Annotated in this window: 13 protein-coding genes; 6 read left to right on the top strand and 7 right to left on the bottom strand. The window is 63.6% G+C overall.

Annotation, left to right across the window (positions count from 1 at the left end; genetic code table 11):
- On the top strand, positions 1-211 hold a 211-nt coding region (locus AB4Y99_RS15235), incomplete at its 5' end, for a nuclear transport factor 2-like protein (protein ID WP_465248677.1).
- Positions 208-987, top strand: a complete 780-nt coding sequence (locus AB4Y99_RS15240; protein ID WP_441523892.1) for an SDR family oxidoreductase — start codon at positions 208-210, stop codon at positions 985-987. The genes AB4Y99_RS15235 and AB4Y99_RS15240, both read left to right, overlap by 4 nt.
- Before the next feature lie 309 nt (positions 988-1,296).
- Here AB4Y99_RS15240 and AB4Y99_RS15245 read toward each other — a convergent pair whose 3' ends face one another.
- Both AB4Y99_RS15245 and AB4Y99_RS15250 read right to left on the bottom strand, forming a co-directional pair.
- On the bottom strand, positions 1,297-1,989 hold the full coding sequence (locus AB4Y99_RS15245) for an RES family NAD+ phosphorylase (RefSeq protein ID WP_441523893.1): 693 nt from the start codon (positions 1,987-1,989) through the stop codon (positions 1,297-1,299).
- Positions 1,990-2,433, bottom strand: coding sequence for an antitoxin Xre-like helix-turn-helix domain-containing protein (locus AB4Y99_RS15250; RefSeq protein WP_441523894.1), 444 nt, complete (start codon positions 2,431-2,433; stop codon positions 1,990-1,992).
- Positions 2,434-2,731: 298 nt separating this feature from the next.
- Here AB4Y99_RS15250 and AB4Y99_RS15255 point away from each other — a divergent pair, with 298 nt between their 5' ends.
- The 4 genes from AB4Y99_RS15255 to AB4Y99_RS15270 all read left to right on the top strand — a co-directional run bounded on the left by AB4Y99_RS15255 (position 2,732) and on the right by AB4Y99_RS15270 (position 7,376).
- Entirely contained in the window at positions 2,732-3,067 is a 336-nt protein-coding gene (locus tag AB4Y99_RS15255; protein ID WP_441523895.1) for an ArsR/SmtB family transcription factor, read from the top strand.
- 164 nt (positions 3,068-3,231) lie between these two features.
- The gene (arsH, locus tag AB4Y99_RS15260) at positions 3,232-3,927 is read left to right on the top strand and encodes an arsenical resistance protein ArsH (RefSeq protein ID WP_441523896.1); all 696 of its coding nucleotides are present in this window, start codon (positions 3,232-3,234) and stop codon (positions 3,925-3,927) included.
- A 363-nt stretch (positions 3,928-4,290) separates the two neighbouring features.
- Positions 4,291-5,871: an ABC transporter substrate-binding protein gene (locus tag AB4Y99_RS15265; RefSeq protein WP_441523897.1), complete on the top strand. Its 1,581-nt coding sequence runs from the start codon at positions 4,291-4,293 to the stop codon at positions 5,869-5,871.
- A complete protein-coding gene (locus AB4Y99_RS15270) occupies positions 5,868-7,376 on the top strand; it encodes a M81 family metallopeptidase (protein ID WP_441523898.1) in 1,509 nt (502 codons plus the stop codon). Before AB4Y99_RS15265 ends, AB4Y99_RS15270 begins: the two co-directional genes overlap by 4 nt.
- Before the next feature lie 835 nt (positions 7,377-8,211).
- Here AB4Y99_RS15270 and AB4Y99_RS15275 read toward each other — a convergent pair.
- The 5 genes from AB4Y99_RS15275 to AB4Y99_RS15295 all read right to left on the bottom strand — a co-directional run bounded on the left by AB4Y99_RS15275 (position 8,212) and on the right by AB4Y99_RS15295 (position 14,643).
- Positions 8,212-9,447, bottom strand: a complete 1,236-nt coding sequence (locus AB4Y99_RS15275) for a CapA family protein (protein WP_441523899.1) — start codon at positions 9,445-9,447, stop codon at positions 8,212-8,214.
- A gap of 102 nt (positions 9,448-9,549) precedes the next feature.
- Positions 9,550-11,229 carry a dipeptide ABC transporter ATP-binding protein gene (locus AB4Y99_RS15280; RefSeq protein WP_441523900.1) on the bottom strand — a complete coding sequence of 560 codons (1,680 nt, stop codon included), beginning with the start codon at positions 11,227-11,229 and terminating at the stop codon, positions 9,550-9,552.
- Complete coding sequence (locus AB4Y99_RS15285; RefSeq protein WP_441523901.1) at positions 11,219-12,085, bottom strand: ABC transporter permease; 867 nt, start codon at positions 12,083-12,085, stop codon at positions 11,219-11,221. Before AB4Y99_RS15285 ends, AB4Y99_RS15280 begins: the two co-directional genes overlap by 11 nt.
- Before the next feature lie 28 nt (positions 12,086-12,113).
- Positions 12,114-13,082 carry an ABC transporter permease gene (locus AB4Y99_RS15290; protein WP_133561236.1) on the bottom strand — a complete coding sequence of 323 codons (969 nt, stop codon included), beginning with the start codon at positions 13,080-13,082 and terminating at the stop codon, positions 12,114-12,116.
- Positions 13,083-13,092: 10 nt separating this feature from the next.
- Positions 13,093-14,643, bottom strand: coding sequence for an ABC transporter substrate-binding protein (locus tag AB4Y99_RS15295; protein ID WP_441523902.1), 1,551 nt, complete (start codon positions 14,641-14,643; stop codon positions 13,093-13,095).
- Between the last annotated feature and the right edge of the window lie 212 nt (positions 14,644-14,855).

The raw sequence follows: 14,855 nt of genomic DNA on the forward strand, positions 1-14,855 counted from the left end.
CTACAGCAGCCCGGATGAAATCCGTCAGTGGAAAAATAAATCATCGAAGAAATACAGCTACACGGCCACGCCATTTTTGATTGTGCAGGAGCCTGGCCGCACTGTTGTCACCAGTCATGTCGCGGGCGACTTCCCAGGCAGTCCAGTCGATCTGCGTTACTTTTTCCGGTTGGAGAACGACAAGATCGCCGAGCTGGAGATCACCCTATGAGCCCATTCATCAGCCTCAAGGGCAAGCGGGCGCTCGTGACGTCCGGTACACGTGGCGCAGGCGCCACGACGGTCAAGCTCTTTCGAGAGCTRGGAGCCCAGGTCCTGACCAGCGCCCGGTCGAAGCCAGAGGACCTGCCGGCCGAGATGTTCGTGTCGGCCGACCTTACAACGCCGGAGGGCTGTGTAGAGCTGGCAAATACCGTCCGCGTGCGTTTGGGCGGAGTCGACATCATCGTGCACATGCTGGGCGGCTCCTCAGCCCCGGCCGGAGGATATGAGGCCCTTACCGACAAGGAATGGCAGAAAGAGCTCAACCTCAACCTCATGCCGGCAATTCGTCTCGATCGCGAGTTGGTTCCGGCGATGACGGCGCAAGGCAGCGGTGTCGTCATCCATGTCACATCCATTCAGCGAGTCATGCCGCTGCCGGAAGCGACSATCGGTTATGCSGCRGCGAAGGCCGCGCTCTCTTCCTACAGCAAGAGCCTTTCGAAGCTGGTTTCGCCAAAAGGGGTGCGGGTGGTCCGTGTCTCGCCCGGCTGGATCGCCACGGAGGCGTCCCTGGCTCTGGCGGAGCGCCTCGCCGCACATCACAGCGTCGACGTTGAGGCTGGCAAGAAGATGATCATGGATTCGCTCGGTGGAATACCGATCGGTCGTCCGGCCGAACCCGACGAAGTCGCAAGCTTGATCGCCTTTCTCGCGTCAGAGCGAGCAGGAAGCATCACCGGCACCGAATATGTGATCGACGGCGGGACGGTGCCGACAGTTTAAGCGGCCTCAGCCGTCGCGTTAGCTCTCGGAGGCAGGAGGCGATGATTGCGGAAATGGCGCTCGTCGCGGGATGCGGAATGGAGCGATGGACGTCAGGGGATGGTCCGGATGTTGTGGTCGGCGCCATCGGRTATGGGATCATCAGCGCGCCGGCGCGAAGGCGGCGAAACCACAGGCTTGAGAAACRGGTGCGTCGAAACAACTCAGCAGTCCCSATGCCRGGAAAACTGGCATCCTGATATTGGTGACCGATCRAGCCTGATGAAAAGCTGCCAGCGATCGCCGTATGGTGGAAAGGCGGGCCCCCGCCTACAAGGGGCCCTCGATGGCTGGTGTGGGAGCCCCYCTCCAAGTCATGCGGTATACKGCTCCCTGCCTCACTGACTGCACAGCTGCGGGCCGGAGGGCARCGAGGCATGTGCCGCCAGTGTGCCGCACTGAAGGATAGATAATCCCGTTGAGGCCCGCCGCGCRAGCGCTGTCGGCGAGCGCGTTTCCGATCGGATAGGCCTTGGCCTTTTCGGGGTTGARTGAGGGATGGTCAGGCACCTGCCGAAGATCGAGGAACTCGCCGGCAAGGCTACAAAACATTTCCGCATAATCGACGGTGGCATTGTAGTCACCCGCGTCAGCGAGCGCATTCGTCAGGTGATACCCGACTTCCCGGAGGCATGTGGCCACGTCGAGGGCTGCATACCAAGCGGCGCGCTCGGCTCCATTGAAACGGTTGGGCTCCTGCGGCTTGGCATAGGCGAARGATGCGTTGATGAAGTGAGCGTGGGGAACGTCATAGACAAGCTCGTTGGCGGCTAATCCAGAAATGCCGCGATCCTGTGCGGTCAGTCGGGAACTCGTCGCTCCTTCGATCTCCGCGAGAGCTTGGAGTTCGTCCTCATTGTCGACCAGTGGGATGAGTACCGCCGCTCGCAAACGAGCCGTTGTCACCAGTCGGATGGTCTTGGAGAACGCCTCGGTGACGATCGGCACGTCGTCGATCGACAATCACAAGCCTCCGCGAATCGCATCGACATATCGGCGCACTTCCAGCATCTGCGGAATTCCKCCTTTCAGCATCGACTCGATTGGACWCAATCGACCAAAAAGAGGTCCTTTGTTTTCGAGCTTGGGCCAGMGATCGGCCATGTCGTCGGCAAACAGGAGGTGAAGCCCCTTATAGATGCCGACCATCGCAGAAATGCGCGYGAGTTGGTCCTGGCTGAGGGACTTGTCCTTTCCCTCCTGCTTCAGACGTTCCCAAGTGCTCGTCGATACGTCGAGCAGCGCTGCCGCCTGCTGACCCGTGAGCCCCCAGTGCTCGACGAGACGCTTGTAGGCCTTGAGCGCTACCTTCGAGAGCCTGGTACGATCGGACTCAACAGAGAAGTCCTGTCGCTCTGGCAGGGCGGGAATGGGGATCGCAGCTGCTAGCATGGCTTTCTCCATCATTTAATGGCACTCCCATACATCAAATGATGGAGACTCGTCGAGATTGCAAGTGAGATCCCGCGGCCGGTGCTACGCGGCCTTTCTCCGCCGAGGTGCTACGTCCTTGATTTCACGTTTCTCATATGGCGACTATCTCGCTGTGACAGCGGGGGAGCGGGCCAAGCTATCGGCAACCGTGCAGTAGCGCCCTGACACTGGCATCGCCAACAAGCGGACCTTTCGGGCTGAGCTGCCGATAATCATTCAGACAAACACTTCTTCGCTTGCTACCCATCAATATATCCGGCATCTTGGATATATGGATAACTCTCAAGCCATATCTGCTATGGCCGCCCTGGCGCAGCCGACCCGGCTGGACACGTTCAAGCTGCTGGTCAACCGCGAACCCGAAGGAGTACCCGCGGGCGAACTCGCACGGCTGATCGACGTCCCCCAGAATACGATGTCAGCACATCTTGCCATCCTGGCGCGAGCGGGCCTGATCGTGGGAGAGCGGCAAAGCCGCTCGATCATCTACCGCGCCGACCTGGAAGGCTTCCGGGGCGTGATCGCCTTCCTGCTGAAGGATTGCTGCGGCGGCCGCGCGGATCTCTGCCAGCCGCTCATAGACGAACTCGTTCCCCCCTGCCCCTGAAAGCGCGGATCCTGGACGTCACCATCTATCACAACCCGCCTGCGGTACGTCTCGCAAGGCGCTCGCGATGCTCCAGAGGACGGCGGCTTCATGTTCGAGCGGTGGGGTTGCCCTGAGGGGCGGCCCTAGTCCGCGACCACCTTGAGAGGGAAGGCCCCCACCACATGACCGATCTTCCGAACGTCGACCTCGATAGCCTCGCCGCGCCCGATCTCGCCCGGCTGGAGCCGACGGAAAGGGCGTCGCATCCCCCTCGCATCCTACTGCTCTACGGGTCGCTTCGGACGCGCTCCTACAGCCGCCTGCTAATCTTGGAGGCCGAGCGCATCCTCCGCCACCTCGGCGCCGAGACACGAGTGTTCGATCCCGCCGGCCTGCCGATGCCGGACAGCATGCCGGCGGACCATCCCAAGGTGAAGGAGCTGCGCGAGCTGGCGTTATGGTCGGAAGGCCAGGTCTGGTGCAGCCCTGAGCGGCACGGCACGATGTCGGGCGTATTCAAGAGCCAAATCGACTGGATACCGCTGGAGCTTGGCTCCGTCCGTCCGACGCAGGGGCGAACGCTGGCGGTGATGCAGGTCTCGGGCGGCTCGCAGTCGTTCAATGCGGTCAACGCGCTGCGCGTCCTTGGGCGCTGGATGCGGATGCTGACCATCCCCAACCAATCCTCGGTCGCCAAGGCTTATCAGGAGTTCGAGGAGACGGGCCGGATGAAGCCGTCCGCCTACTACGATCGAGTCGTCGACGTGATGGAGGAGCTCGTCCGCTTCACGCTGCTGACCCGCGACCGTTCGGATTACCTGACGACCCGCTACAGCGAGCGGAAACATGTCGCCGAGGCGTCAGTAGCCTCTTTATAGCGACCGGAGCCAGGACGCCGAGAACGCAACAGCTGCGCCAGTTCCAGACATCGGGCCATCGCCGCGAAGCGGACGCTCCGGATCAGTTCGACCGTGTCAGATGAGGACCCATCTCGGCCCACGCGATTGGTCCGTACCGAACACGCGACGATGCTCGTACCTACGCGTTCCATTACATTCTGCAATGCCGTTCATTCCGGGTCTCGCGTGGGCGGCTTCGCGTCGGTGAAGGTGCCCTCCTACGCCCGAAGCGGGACCAGATCGCTTGCATCGGTCGTTTGCGCCATCCTAGGATCGCGGCATTGGAATTGCAGTGGCGYTGCCYGTGCAGCTTTTCSATCGCCTCGAACGAGGAATCACGGCATGAAGCGTCGGACGTTTCTGGGTGTTGCTGCCGGCGCCGCGGTCTCMGCGATGGCCAGGCCGGCACTCGCGCAGCGCGCCAGAGTGCTGAAATTCATCCCGGAATCCGATGTCGCGATCGTCGACCCGGTCTGGACGACGGCGACGGTCACRCGCAATCACGGCTATCTCGTTTTCGACACGCTCTACGGCCAGAACGCCAATTACGATTTCGAGCCCCAGATGGTCGCCGGCCATGCCGTCGAGGACGACGGCAAGACCTGGCGATTGACGCTGCGGGAAGGCCTGCGCTTCCATGACGGCGAACCGGTCCGGGCGCAGGATGTGGTGCCGAGCGTGCGCCGCTTCGCCGCCCGCGATGCTTTCGGCCGCGCCCTGATGGACGCGACGGACGAGCTCTCGGTCCAATCCGACCGCGTCGTGAAGTTCCGGCTGAAACGCCCCTTCCCGCTGCTGCCGGCGGCGCTCGGCAAGACCGGCACCTCGATGCCCTGCATCATGCCGGAGCGCTTCGCCGTCACCGACCCGAACAAGCAGGTCACCGAGATGATCGGCAGTGGGCCGTTCCGCTTCAAGGCCGACGAACGCATCCCGGGCGCACTGACCGTCTATGAACGGTTTGCCGACTATGTTCCGCGTGCGGATGGCTCGGCCACCTTCACCGCGGGCCCRAAGCAGGTKCATTTCGACCGCATCGAATGGCGCATCATTCCCRACCCGCAGACGGCGGCCAATGCGCTCTCCAATGGCGAGGTCGACTGGTGGCAGAACCCGACGCCGGATCTGCAAGGCACCCTCAAAGGCCGCTCAGGCCTCAAGCTGGAGGGGCTGGACCCGGCCGGCGGCATCGGCTGCCTGCGCTTCAACGCGCTGCATCCGCCCTTCGACAATCCGGCGATCCGGCGGGCGCTGCTCGGCGCCATCGACCAGGCCGAGTGCATGACGGCGGTCGCCGGCGACGAGCGCTCGCTCTGGAAGGATCATGTCGGCGTTTTCAGCCCGGACACGCCGATGGCGACGACGGCGGGGACGGAGATCCTTGTCGGCAAGCGCGATTTCGCCGCCGTCAAGCGCGCACTRGAAGCGGCCGGCTACAAGGGCGAGCGCGTCGTGCTGCTCGACCCGACCGACTATCCCTCGACCCATGCGCTCGCCGCGGTGGCGGCCGATGCCCTGCAGAAATCCGGCGTGAATGTTGAGCTGGTCTCGACCGACTGGGGCACGGTCGTCCAGCGCCGCGCCAGCCGCCAACCGGTCGACAAGGGTGGCTGGAGTATCTTCTTCACCTATCTGAACGGCACCAATAATTTCGACCCGGCGAGCCAGCTCGGCATCCGCGGCAATGGCGACCAGGCCTGGTTCGGCTGGCCGAAATCACCGCGCCTCGAAGAACTCAGGCTCGACTGGTTCGCCTCCAAGGATCTCGCGACCCAGAAGGCGATCTGCGCCGAGATTCAGAAGCAGTTCTTCATCGACGTGCCCTATATCCCGCTCGGCGCCTACTATGAGAAGACGGCCTATCGCGGGATCGCGGGCATGCGGATCGGTTTCGCTCAATTCTACGACGTCAGGCCGCTGTGACTCAGTCCAAGATCCGGATCGCCGTTCTCCAGTTCGCGCATGAGACGGTGACGTTCCTCCCCAACGACACGACGCTGGAGGATTTCATCTATCCAGGCTCSCCGGCCTCCGGCGAAGCGCTGCTCGCCACCGACCCCAAGGGCTACATGGGTGGCTTCGTGCAGGTCGCCCGTGAGTTTGCGGATGTCGAGCTSRTCGGCATCACCTCGCCGCTCTGGCCSCGCACCGGMACSGGCTCGGGCTGGGTGACCGAGGACGCCTATGAGCATTTCATGGGCATCATGATCGCGGAGCTGAAGGCGCAGCCGCAGTTCGACGGCGTCTATCTCGCGCTCCATGGCGCGCTCGCGGTGCGCGGCGTGCCACGGCCGGAGGCCGACATCGCCCGGCGTGTCCGCGAGGTCGTCGGCAACAAGGCCTTYATCWCCGCGACWTTCGATCCGCATGGCAACGAGGACGAAGCCTTCCTCSARCAGGCCGACATGGCSTTCWGCGTSAARTAYTTCCCSCATTACGACATGCATCTGCAGGGCGAGCGCGCRGCGCGCATGCTGGTCCGGGCGATCCGCGGCAGCTTCAAGCCGGTGCATCGCGCCCTGCGCATCCCGATCATCGCGCCGACCGTGGTGATGTGGACCGGCGCCTCSCCCTGGTCCGACCTGATCCAGCGCGCGCTGATCTGGGAGGCGCGCGAGCCCGACGTCTTCGTCAACGTCTTCTTCGGCTTTCCCTGGTCCGACGTTCCCGATGCCGGCATGTCGCTCCAGGTGCTGACCAACGACGATCCCGATCTCGCCGAGCGCATCATCCGCGACATGGCGGAATGGACCTGGCGCCGCCGCCACGCGCTGCTGGACACCGTCAGGATCTACAAGGCGAAAGAGGCGGTCGCGCTCGCCCGCGCGGCGGTTGCCGAAGACAAGGGCCCCGTCCTGCTCGCCGATTACAGCGACCGCTCCGGCTATGCGACATGGCTTCTCCAGGARATCGTCGCACAGAAGCTCGAACGCACGCTGATCGCGACGATCGCCTCCCCCGRGACGATCCGATCGGTGATCGGGTCCGGCGCGAAGCCGGGCGATGCGTTCGATGCGGAGATCGGCGGCCTCTTCGATGAATCGGCCGGGGCACCGGTCCGCATCTCCGGCACGCTGCGCTCGGTCGGGCCGGCGACGACCGCGCGCGGCCATGGCAGGGACTGGGTCTGCGTCGAATTCGGCAAGGGCAACCTGCTGGTGCTCAGCCCCTATCTCGTCCAGATCATCGAGCCTTCGGAGCTTTGGCAGCTCGGGCTCGCGCCGAATGAGTTCGACGTGATCGCGATCAAGTCGCGCGTCCATTTCCGTCGCGGCTTCGACGATAGYGGTTTCACGCCGACCATCATCCTCGTCGAGCCGCCCRAGCCCTTCGTGGGCACCGTTCATCTCGATGCTCTGYCCTACGAGAATCTCACGCTAAAGGACTATTATCCCTATGGCAGCCCGAGCTTCTCACCGGAAGGCTGAGGAACAAGGTGGCGGAGAGGCCCCMGTTGCTAACATTCGCACTCCGCTCGAAAGCAGACCTTCAGCCGCCTTGAGTTCGAAAAAATGATCRGATTMGCCTAGCCGACGAGCCACGGAAAGGGCAGCAGGCCARGTGGCGCGGCCGTCGATCGATGTTGGGCGGCTCGTCGAAGCGCAGCTCGAACTTCTTCGCCGCGGCGGGATRTACGCCGGAGATCAGGCCGCGGATGGCAAGCGCGTCAGGTTGCTGCAGCCTCGGCGCTCRGCTTCTCGACGATCGGACGCMCGAAGGACGGGATCACGCCCTTCTCGATGAGGCTYTGCGCGATGAAGCGTGCGACCAACGGCTTGTTCCGGCGCGGAGCAATCCCAAGCGCCGCTCAGGCCTCGGCTTCTAGCTTCGCATAGAAACYGGCCTCCATYGCATCAAGCTGCGCCCTGAAGGCAGCAGCCCACACGCTACGATCCTGTAAATAGATGCGGTATCGGGAGAGAAGACCGTCGTGGTCTACCCTTCCCATCAGCTTATCCGTTTTGACCGAAGCAAGCTCGGGTGTGAGACAGCGGCCCCATCTCCCGCCAGTTGGTTCGCCAAGCGACGCTCTACCTCGATCTTTACCGTTGCGCCGATCAATCGCTTCAGGGGCCGATCGGGAGACGTCCGAAGCCAGACACGGCCCGCCCACTGCAGAAAGCCGTCACGAGCGACCCATCGTTTGGCAAATGGCACGACGGCACGGAGATTGTGGCTGCCGTATGCGTGACGGCATCGAGATCGATTTCGCACTAGGTGGGGCGCAGCAGCAAACAGGTCATCGTCCGGATGCTCCATCGCTCAGAGACGAAGAAGGCCGACGCCGTTCCCGATATCGATCCGCGTCCCGAATTTCGCGGAATAATCCCTGAAGCGACTTAGAATCCGGTCCGCATCGGCTTCGGAAGCGAGTTCCGGTGCCAGGCGTTGTTCCAGGATATCATTCGTGGCGGACTCGCTGCCGCCGATGACGACTGGATGGAAGGAGATGCCGGAGAGCTCGCCGCTTTCGCCGAAGGAGCAGAGGCCGATCACGCTCTCCCATACTTCCCGGGCCAGCCATGGCGATTTCTCGGATCTGACGTGGAAGATGAAATTGCCRAGGCTGTAGAAGATCGGCCGRCCGCGATAGATCTCGACGGGCTGAAGAACGGGCGCGCCGTGGCTGACGAACATGGCCGCACCGGCATCGATGCAGGTCTTCGCAACGGCCCCGACCCAATCGGGAACCTGGTACCAGTCCGGCGCCCAGTGATGATGATGCAGATAGGCGATGACGAGGTGGCCTTGCTCGGCCGCCGCCGCGATGGTGGCGGTGTGCCGGGCGATGTCGCCGGCATCGATCTTCACATGCCGGCCGAACCTGTCGGAACGCCTGAAGATCGCGCGGGCGATGCTGATCTCGGTTTCGGGATCGAGGTCTGGCGCATCGTCGGGCTGGCTGTCGTTGCGGAGATCCATGATCGTGTAGCCGACCTTGTCGCGGACCCTGCGCAACTGGTCGAACGCATCAGCATCGACATCGACGACCTTGCTGAGTTTCAGGCGGTTGACGCCCGGACGCTCGGGACGCCCGTTGACGGAATCGCTCGCATACATGAAATCGGGCCCCGGACCGCCATCCATGGCCACSAGCGCCACCTTGCGGCCGGCGAATGCTCCCTTGGYTGCCYGGCCCGCCGCCGTGTGATTGCGCCCGATGCCGGCATGCAGGAAGCCGCGCCTGTCGACCTCCTCCAGAGTCGACAGAATACCGGACGGCCCCAGATCGAAGGCATGATTGTTCGACAGAGACAGCGCCTGGAAACCGAGCTCCTGCAGCGTGTCGAGCACGACCGGCTGGCTGCAACCGAAAACTCCTCCCTTCAGCGGCCATCCGCCATGGCTCCCGAGGATCGTGCTTTCGAAATTGGTGAACGGCAGGTCGGCGCGGCCGAGCACCTCCCGGACGCCCCGGAAGCCCGGCTTATCCACGCCGCGGATATCGTGCTTGATGAGCGACTGCCCGGTGACGGCGATCGTGAACATGTTCGTCATGACAAAGCTTCTCCTGCGCCGCGAAATGCCGCAGCGTGAAACGAGGTTGGTGGATGGGATGCTRGGAACCGTTGCGAGCGGCGCTYCGGAYTTGTTGCCGCGTCAGTGCGTGAAACGCCGGGGACGCGCGTCGATCAGAGTTCGGGTGTAAGGGTTTCGTGAATGGGCGAAGATGAAGTCCGCYGGGCCTTTGTCTTCGATCTTGCCGTCCTTGAAGATGTAGATCGCGCTGCAGAGCTGCTGCACAAGCGCGAGATCATGTGAGATGAAGAGCATMGCGATGCCCCGCTCGGTAACATTCTCCCGCAGGAGGGCGACGATCTCCGCCTGAACGGAGACGTCCAGCGCCGAGGTCGGCTCGTCGGCGACGATGATCCGTGGGCTGGCGAGGAGCGCGCGCGCGATGCAGATGCGCTGCTTCTGCCCGCCCGACAACTGATGCGGATATCGGGCGAGCAGGCTGCGCGCGAGCCCGAGCCTGTCCATCATCGTGGCTACGTCCGGCCGTTCGCTCCCTGGCCTGACGGTGCCGAAGCGGACGCTTTCCTGCAGTGTCGCGCCCACCGACATGCGCGGGTTCAGCGATACCGCTGGATCCTGGAAGATCATCTGGACCTTGCCCAGCAATCCGTTGCGCGCCCCGGAGCGCGCGATATCGAAGGCGGTGCCGTCGATTTCGAGCGTGCCGTCGCCGGCGGTTTCCAGGCCTGCGATGATCCGGCCCATCGTGCTCTTGCCGCTGCCGCTCTCCCCGACGATCCCGGTGATCGCGCCGTGCTCCAGCGCGACGGTGACATCCTGCAGCGCAGGTTTCCCGTGTCCCTTGSGGAACCAGGCTAGCGARCGCCTGTGAAAGGTTTTCTTGATGCCGCTTGCGAGRAGGATCGGCGGCGTCCCCGCAAGCTCATGCCGCGCCTGCGGCTGYGGGCTTTTCGGGTTCTCGCCGGCTTCCTGCCGCGTTTCGGGATCGGACAGCCGTAAMCGCGGTACGGCCGCAAGCAGGCTGCGTGTGTACGGCTCCCGGGGCGCATCCAGGAGTGAGGACGTCACCCCGTGCTCCACGACCCGCCCGTGCCGCATCACGACGACCCGGTCGGTGATGTCGGAGACGACCCCCATGTCATGYGTCACGAGAACAATCGACACCCGGGTTTCATCGACGAGCTCGCGCAGGAGGTTGAGGATCTGCTTCTGCACCGTCGCGTCGAGGGCGGAGGTCGGCTCGTCCGCKATGATGATGTCGGGAGATCCGGCCAACGCGATTGCGATCACGACGCGCTGGCGTTGTCCGCCGGAGAACTGGTGAGGATAGCTGTGATAGCGCTCGYCAGCGTCGGGGATGCCGACACGGATCAAAAGGTCGATGGCGCGGATGCGCGCGTCCTGGCGCGAGATGCCGTCGTTCGTGGCCCGGATCGTCTCTTCGAGCTGAGGGCCGACTGCCATCAGCGGATCGAGCGATGCGGTATGGTCCTGGAAGATCGCGGATATCCTGCGTCCTCTGATCCGTCCCCACGACCGGCTGTCCGCGGCGTCGAGCGCCTCGCCGTCGAACAGGATCGTGCCGCCCATCCTATCGAACTCGGCCGGGAGCAGGCCGAGGATGGCGTTGCCGAGCGTCGACTTGCCGGCTCCGGACTCGCCGATCAGGCCAAGAACCTCGCCACGATGAAGATCCAGGCTGACATCCTGCAGGATCGTCGCCGCACCGGACTCTCCCCGATGCTTCAGGGTGAGGTTTCTGACGGCTAGCAGAGGCGCCAGCGCACTGTCATGCGTCATGGGAACGGCTCCTCGGATCGAGGCTGCGCCGGACGTCCTCGCCGACGAAGTTGATGCTTGCGATGAGGCCGAACAGCGCCAGACCGGGAAACAGGCTGATCCAGTATTGGCCGGTCAGCAGATACTGAAAGCCGTTCGCCACGGTGGAGCCGAGCGAGGGCTTGTCGATCGGCACCCCCAGGCCGAGGAAGGACAGGGTCGCTTCGAGGGCAACCGCATGCCCGAGTTCAATCGGGAGCAGCGTGATCGCCGGCGCGATGCTGTTGGGCAAGATATGCCGGAAGATGATCCGCCCTGTGGGCAGCCGCAGCAGCCGTGCCGCATCGAGRTAGGGCTTGCCGATCTCGCTGAGGGCGACGCCGCGCGCRATCCGCGCATAGGTCGCCCATTGCACGATGATGATCGCGAGGATGATCCGGTCGATGCCCGGCCCGAGTGTGACGATAGCGATCAAGGCCACGAGGATGGTGGGGAGGCTGAGCTGGAGATCGACGATACGCATCAGGACGGCATCGACCCATCTGCCGAAATAGGCCGCGCTGACGCCGATGGTGACGCCGATTAGCGCCGCGATCGCGGTGCTGGTGACGGCGACGACGAGGCTGATGCGCAGGCCGTAGAGGATGGTGCTAATGATGTCCCGCCCGAGCCCATCTGTTCCCAGAAGATAGACATAGCCGCCGCCGCTGCTGGTTCCGGGAGGCGATGACGCTTCCCATCCGAAGATCTGCAGGGGATCGTAGGGGTTCTGGGGRGCGATGGCCGGYGYGGCGAGCGCCAGCAGGACATAGGCGGCGAGCACGAGCCTCGCGAAGCCGGYGCGCCCTCGTTCCGGGCGCTTCCAAAAAGCGCGCATGATTGCAGCTTTCATCGGATCGCTTTCGTCACGACAGGCGCACGCGCGGGTCGAGCACGGCGTAGAAGAGATCGACCAGGGCGTTTAGCCCGATGAAGGCGACGGAGACGAAGGTCAGGGTCGCCATCACGACCGGGCGATCGAGRAGCTGGATGGAGTCGATCAGCAGCTTRCCGATGCCCGGCCAGGCGAAAATCGTTTCAACGACCACCGCGAAGGCGAGCATCCCGCCGAACTGCATGCCGATCATCGTGACGATCGGGATGCTGATATTTGGCAAGGTGTGCCTGAACAGGATGCGCCGGGAYGASAGGCCCTTCGCYCGGCAGAACCGCACGAAATCCTGGTTCTCGACCTCGGCCGTTCCCGCCCGCGCCAGTCGCGCGATCAGCGCGACATTGGGGATCGCGAGCGTCAGGGCAGGGAGCGCCAAGTGGCGCAAGCCGTCGAGCGTCGTGAAGCTCCATTCCTGGCCCATCAGTAGGACAGTCGGACCGCGCCCGCTCGACGGAAACCAGCCCATCGCKACCGCGCCGAGAAGGATCAGCACCATGCTCAGCCAAAAGGACGGGATGCTCAGTGCGAACACGCTCGCCTTGAGGACGGCACGGTCGATCCATCCGCCTTGCCGRCGGCCCGCCAGCAGGCCGAGCAGCGTGCCGCTGGGCGCGGCGATCAGCATCGCCGTCGTCGCCAGTTCGAGCGTGGCGGGCACCTTGCTCATGACCAGTGCAAAAGCCGGCAGGTGATAGATGTAGGACGTCCCGAAATTGCCGGCGAGGACGTTGCTCATGAAGCGGCAGTATTGCCACCAGAGCGGCTGATCCAGGCCGAGCGCGATCGTCGCGTTGCGGATGTCCTCGGCGGTGGCCGTTTCGATATTGACGACGTTGTAGACGGGGTTGCCGACGCTGTGGATGCCGGTGAAACCGATCACCGACAGGGCAAGGAGGACGAGGAGAGCTTGTGAAAGCCTTCCGACGATGGCGCTCGTCATGGCCGTGCCCTCACTGTCCCGCCGGGACGGCCTGCATGGCAGTCGTCAATCCACGTGGATGAACGGCATAAGAAGCTACCTTCTGCCCGTACCCGGTGATCAGGTGGAAATGATAGAGCGGCAGCATCGGATAGTCGGCCATGACGAACTCCGTCGCAGCCGCGAGCGCGGCGCTGCGCRCCGGACCCTCCTCGATTGTCTTRGCCTTCGCYAGCATCGCGTCGAATTGCGGGTTGGAATACCTGCCGTAGTTCAGCGAGCCCGTGCCCAGCTCGACATTCGGGGATGCGAGAAGCGCATCCAGGCAGAACGTCACGGCATCACCCGAACAGCCWCCGTACCAGGCGGGATAGTCACCCTTGGCCCGCTGCGTGGCGAAAACCGAAAACGGAGAGACGACCGGCTGGGCGCGTACGCCGATCCGCGCCCAGTTCTGCGTGACGGCCTGAAGGGACTCGCTGTCGCCGGGATAGCGCCCGGCAGGCCCCGCCAGCACGACGTTGAAGCCGTCCGGAAAGCCGGCCTCAGCCAGGAGCGCTTTGGCGGCGCCGTAATCCGGCGCGGTGACTTTGAGATTGGGCGAGGTTCCGGACAGGCCGCTCGGGAAGATCTGAGAGGCTGCGGTGCCGTACCCCAACAGAATCTTCTCCGCGATGAAGGAGCGGTCGGTGGCCATGGAGAGAGCCTGACGCACGCGCTTGTCACGGAAGGGGTTCTTGATCGGTTTGCCGGATTTGTCGGTCACGCCGGGAGCGGYTTCCCGCTCGATGTCGAATTGGAGAAAGTTGGAGCGAGCGGCGCTGGCGCTTTCGACCTTCAGGCCGCGTTGCTTGAGGCCGGGAACGTCCCGCGCCGGGATGGAGTCGGCGACATCGACATCGGCTGTCGTCAGCGCGGCAACGCGCGCGGCGGGACTCTCGATCACCCTGAAGGTTACCTCGGTCCAGGCGGGTACCCCACCCCAGTAGCTGTCATTTCGCGTCAAACGGAAGATTTCGCCGGATTGCCAGCTCTGGAATTTGTAGGGGCCAGTTCCGATCGGGCGAGCTGCGGTATTCAGTTCATCGGTCGAAGCAAACCCGTCCGCSTTGTGCGGCATGATGAAGATCGCGGCGAGCGACAGCGGCAGCGTCGGGGAATCGGTGTTCGTTTCAATAACGACGGTCAGTGGGTCCGGTGCCGTGACGGATTTGATCACCTTCGCATAGGACCGATAGCCGCCGCTTGGCGGCGTCAGGAAATCGCGGATTCGCGTGAGCGAATAGATCACGTCCCGGGCAGTGAAGGGCGACCCGTCATGGAAGCGGACCCCTTCGCGCAGCTTGAACTCCCATCGCGTGTCGGAGAGCCGCTTCCACGAGGTCGCCAGGCCCGGCTGAGGATCGAGATGCTCGTCCTGGCTCACCAGRCGCTCGTAAATATGCGACAGGAGGGAGTTGTTCTCGTTCAGGTCCGCATAATGGGGATCGAGCGTCATCAGYTTATATGAGGTCGCAACCCGCAACGCCTGGGCCGCTACGGGTCGTGCCATTGTCGCGATGCCGGCAAGGACGCTCRCCATCAGGGCGAGCCGAAGGCAAWAATAAGACAAGTGTTTCAAGATGATGCCCCTCACTCTTTTTCGCCCCATCGCCGCTGCCGATGCCGCGCCAGCCGCAGAGATCCTGGGGAGCGCTCTGTGAGGAACAATCGGAGACGCGCCCGAACGGGTCAATTTATTAAGTTTCTGCAAAGCTGATTAGCTCTGCTAATATCTCTCGGCGGTCTTGGCAG

This window comes from Allobosea sp. TAB14, from assembly GCF_052113865.1.
GTDB classification, from domain to species: Bacteria; Pseudomonadota; Alphaproteobacteria; order Rhizobiales; family Beijerinckiaceae; genus Allobosea; species Allobosea spartocytisi.

Coding starts and splice junctions, on each gene's coding strand:
- arsH (WP_441523896.1), top strand. CDS start 3,232: ATGACCGATCTTCCGAACGTCGACCTCGATAGCCTCGCCGCGCCCGAT.
- AB4Y99_RS15255 (WP_441523895.1), top strand. CDS start 2,732: ATGGATAACTCTCAAGCCATATCTGCTATGGCCGCCCTGGCGCAGCCG.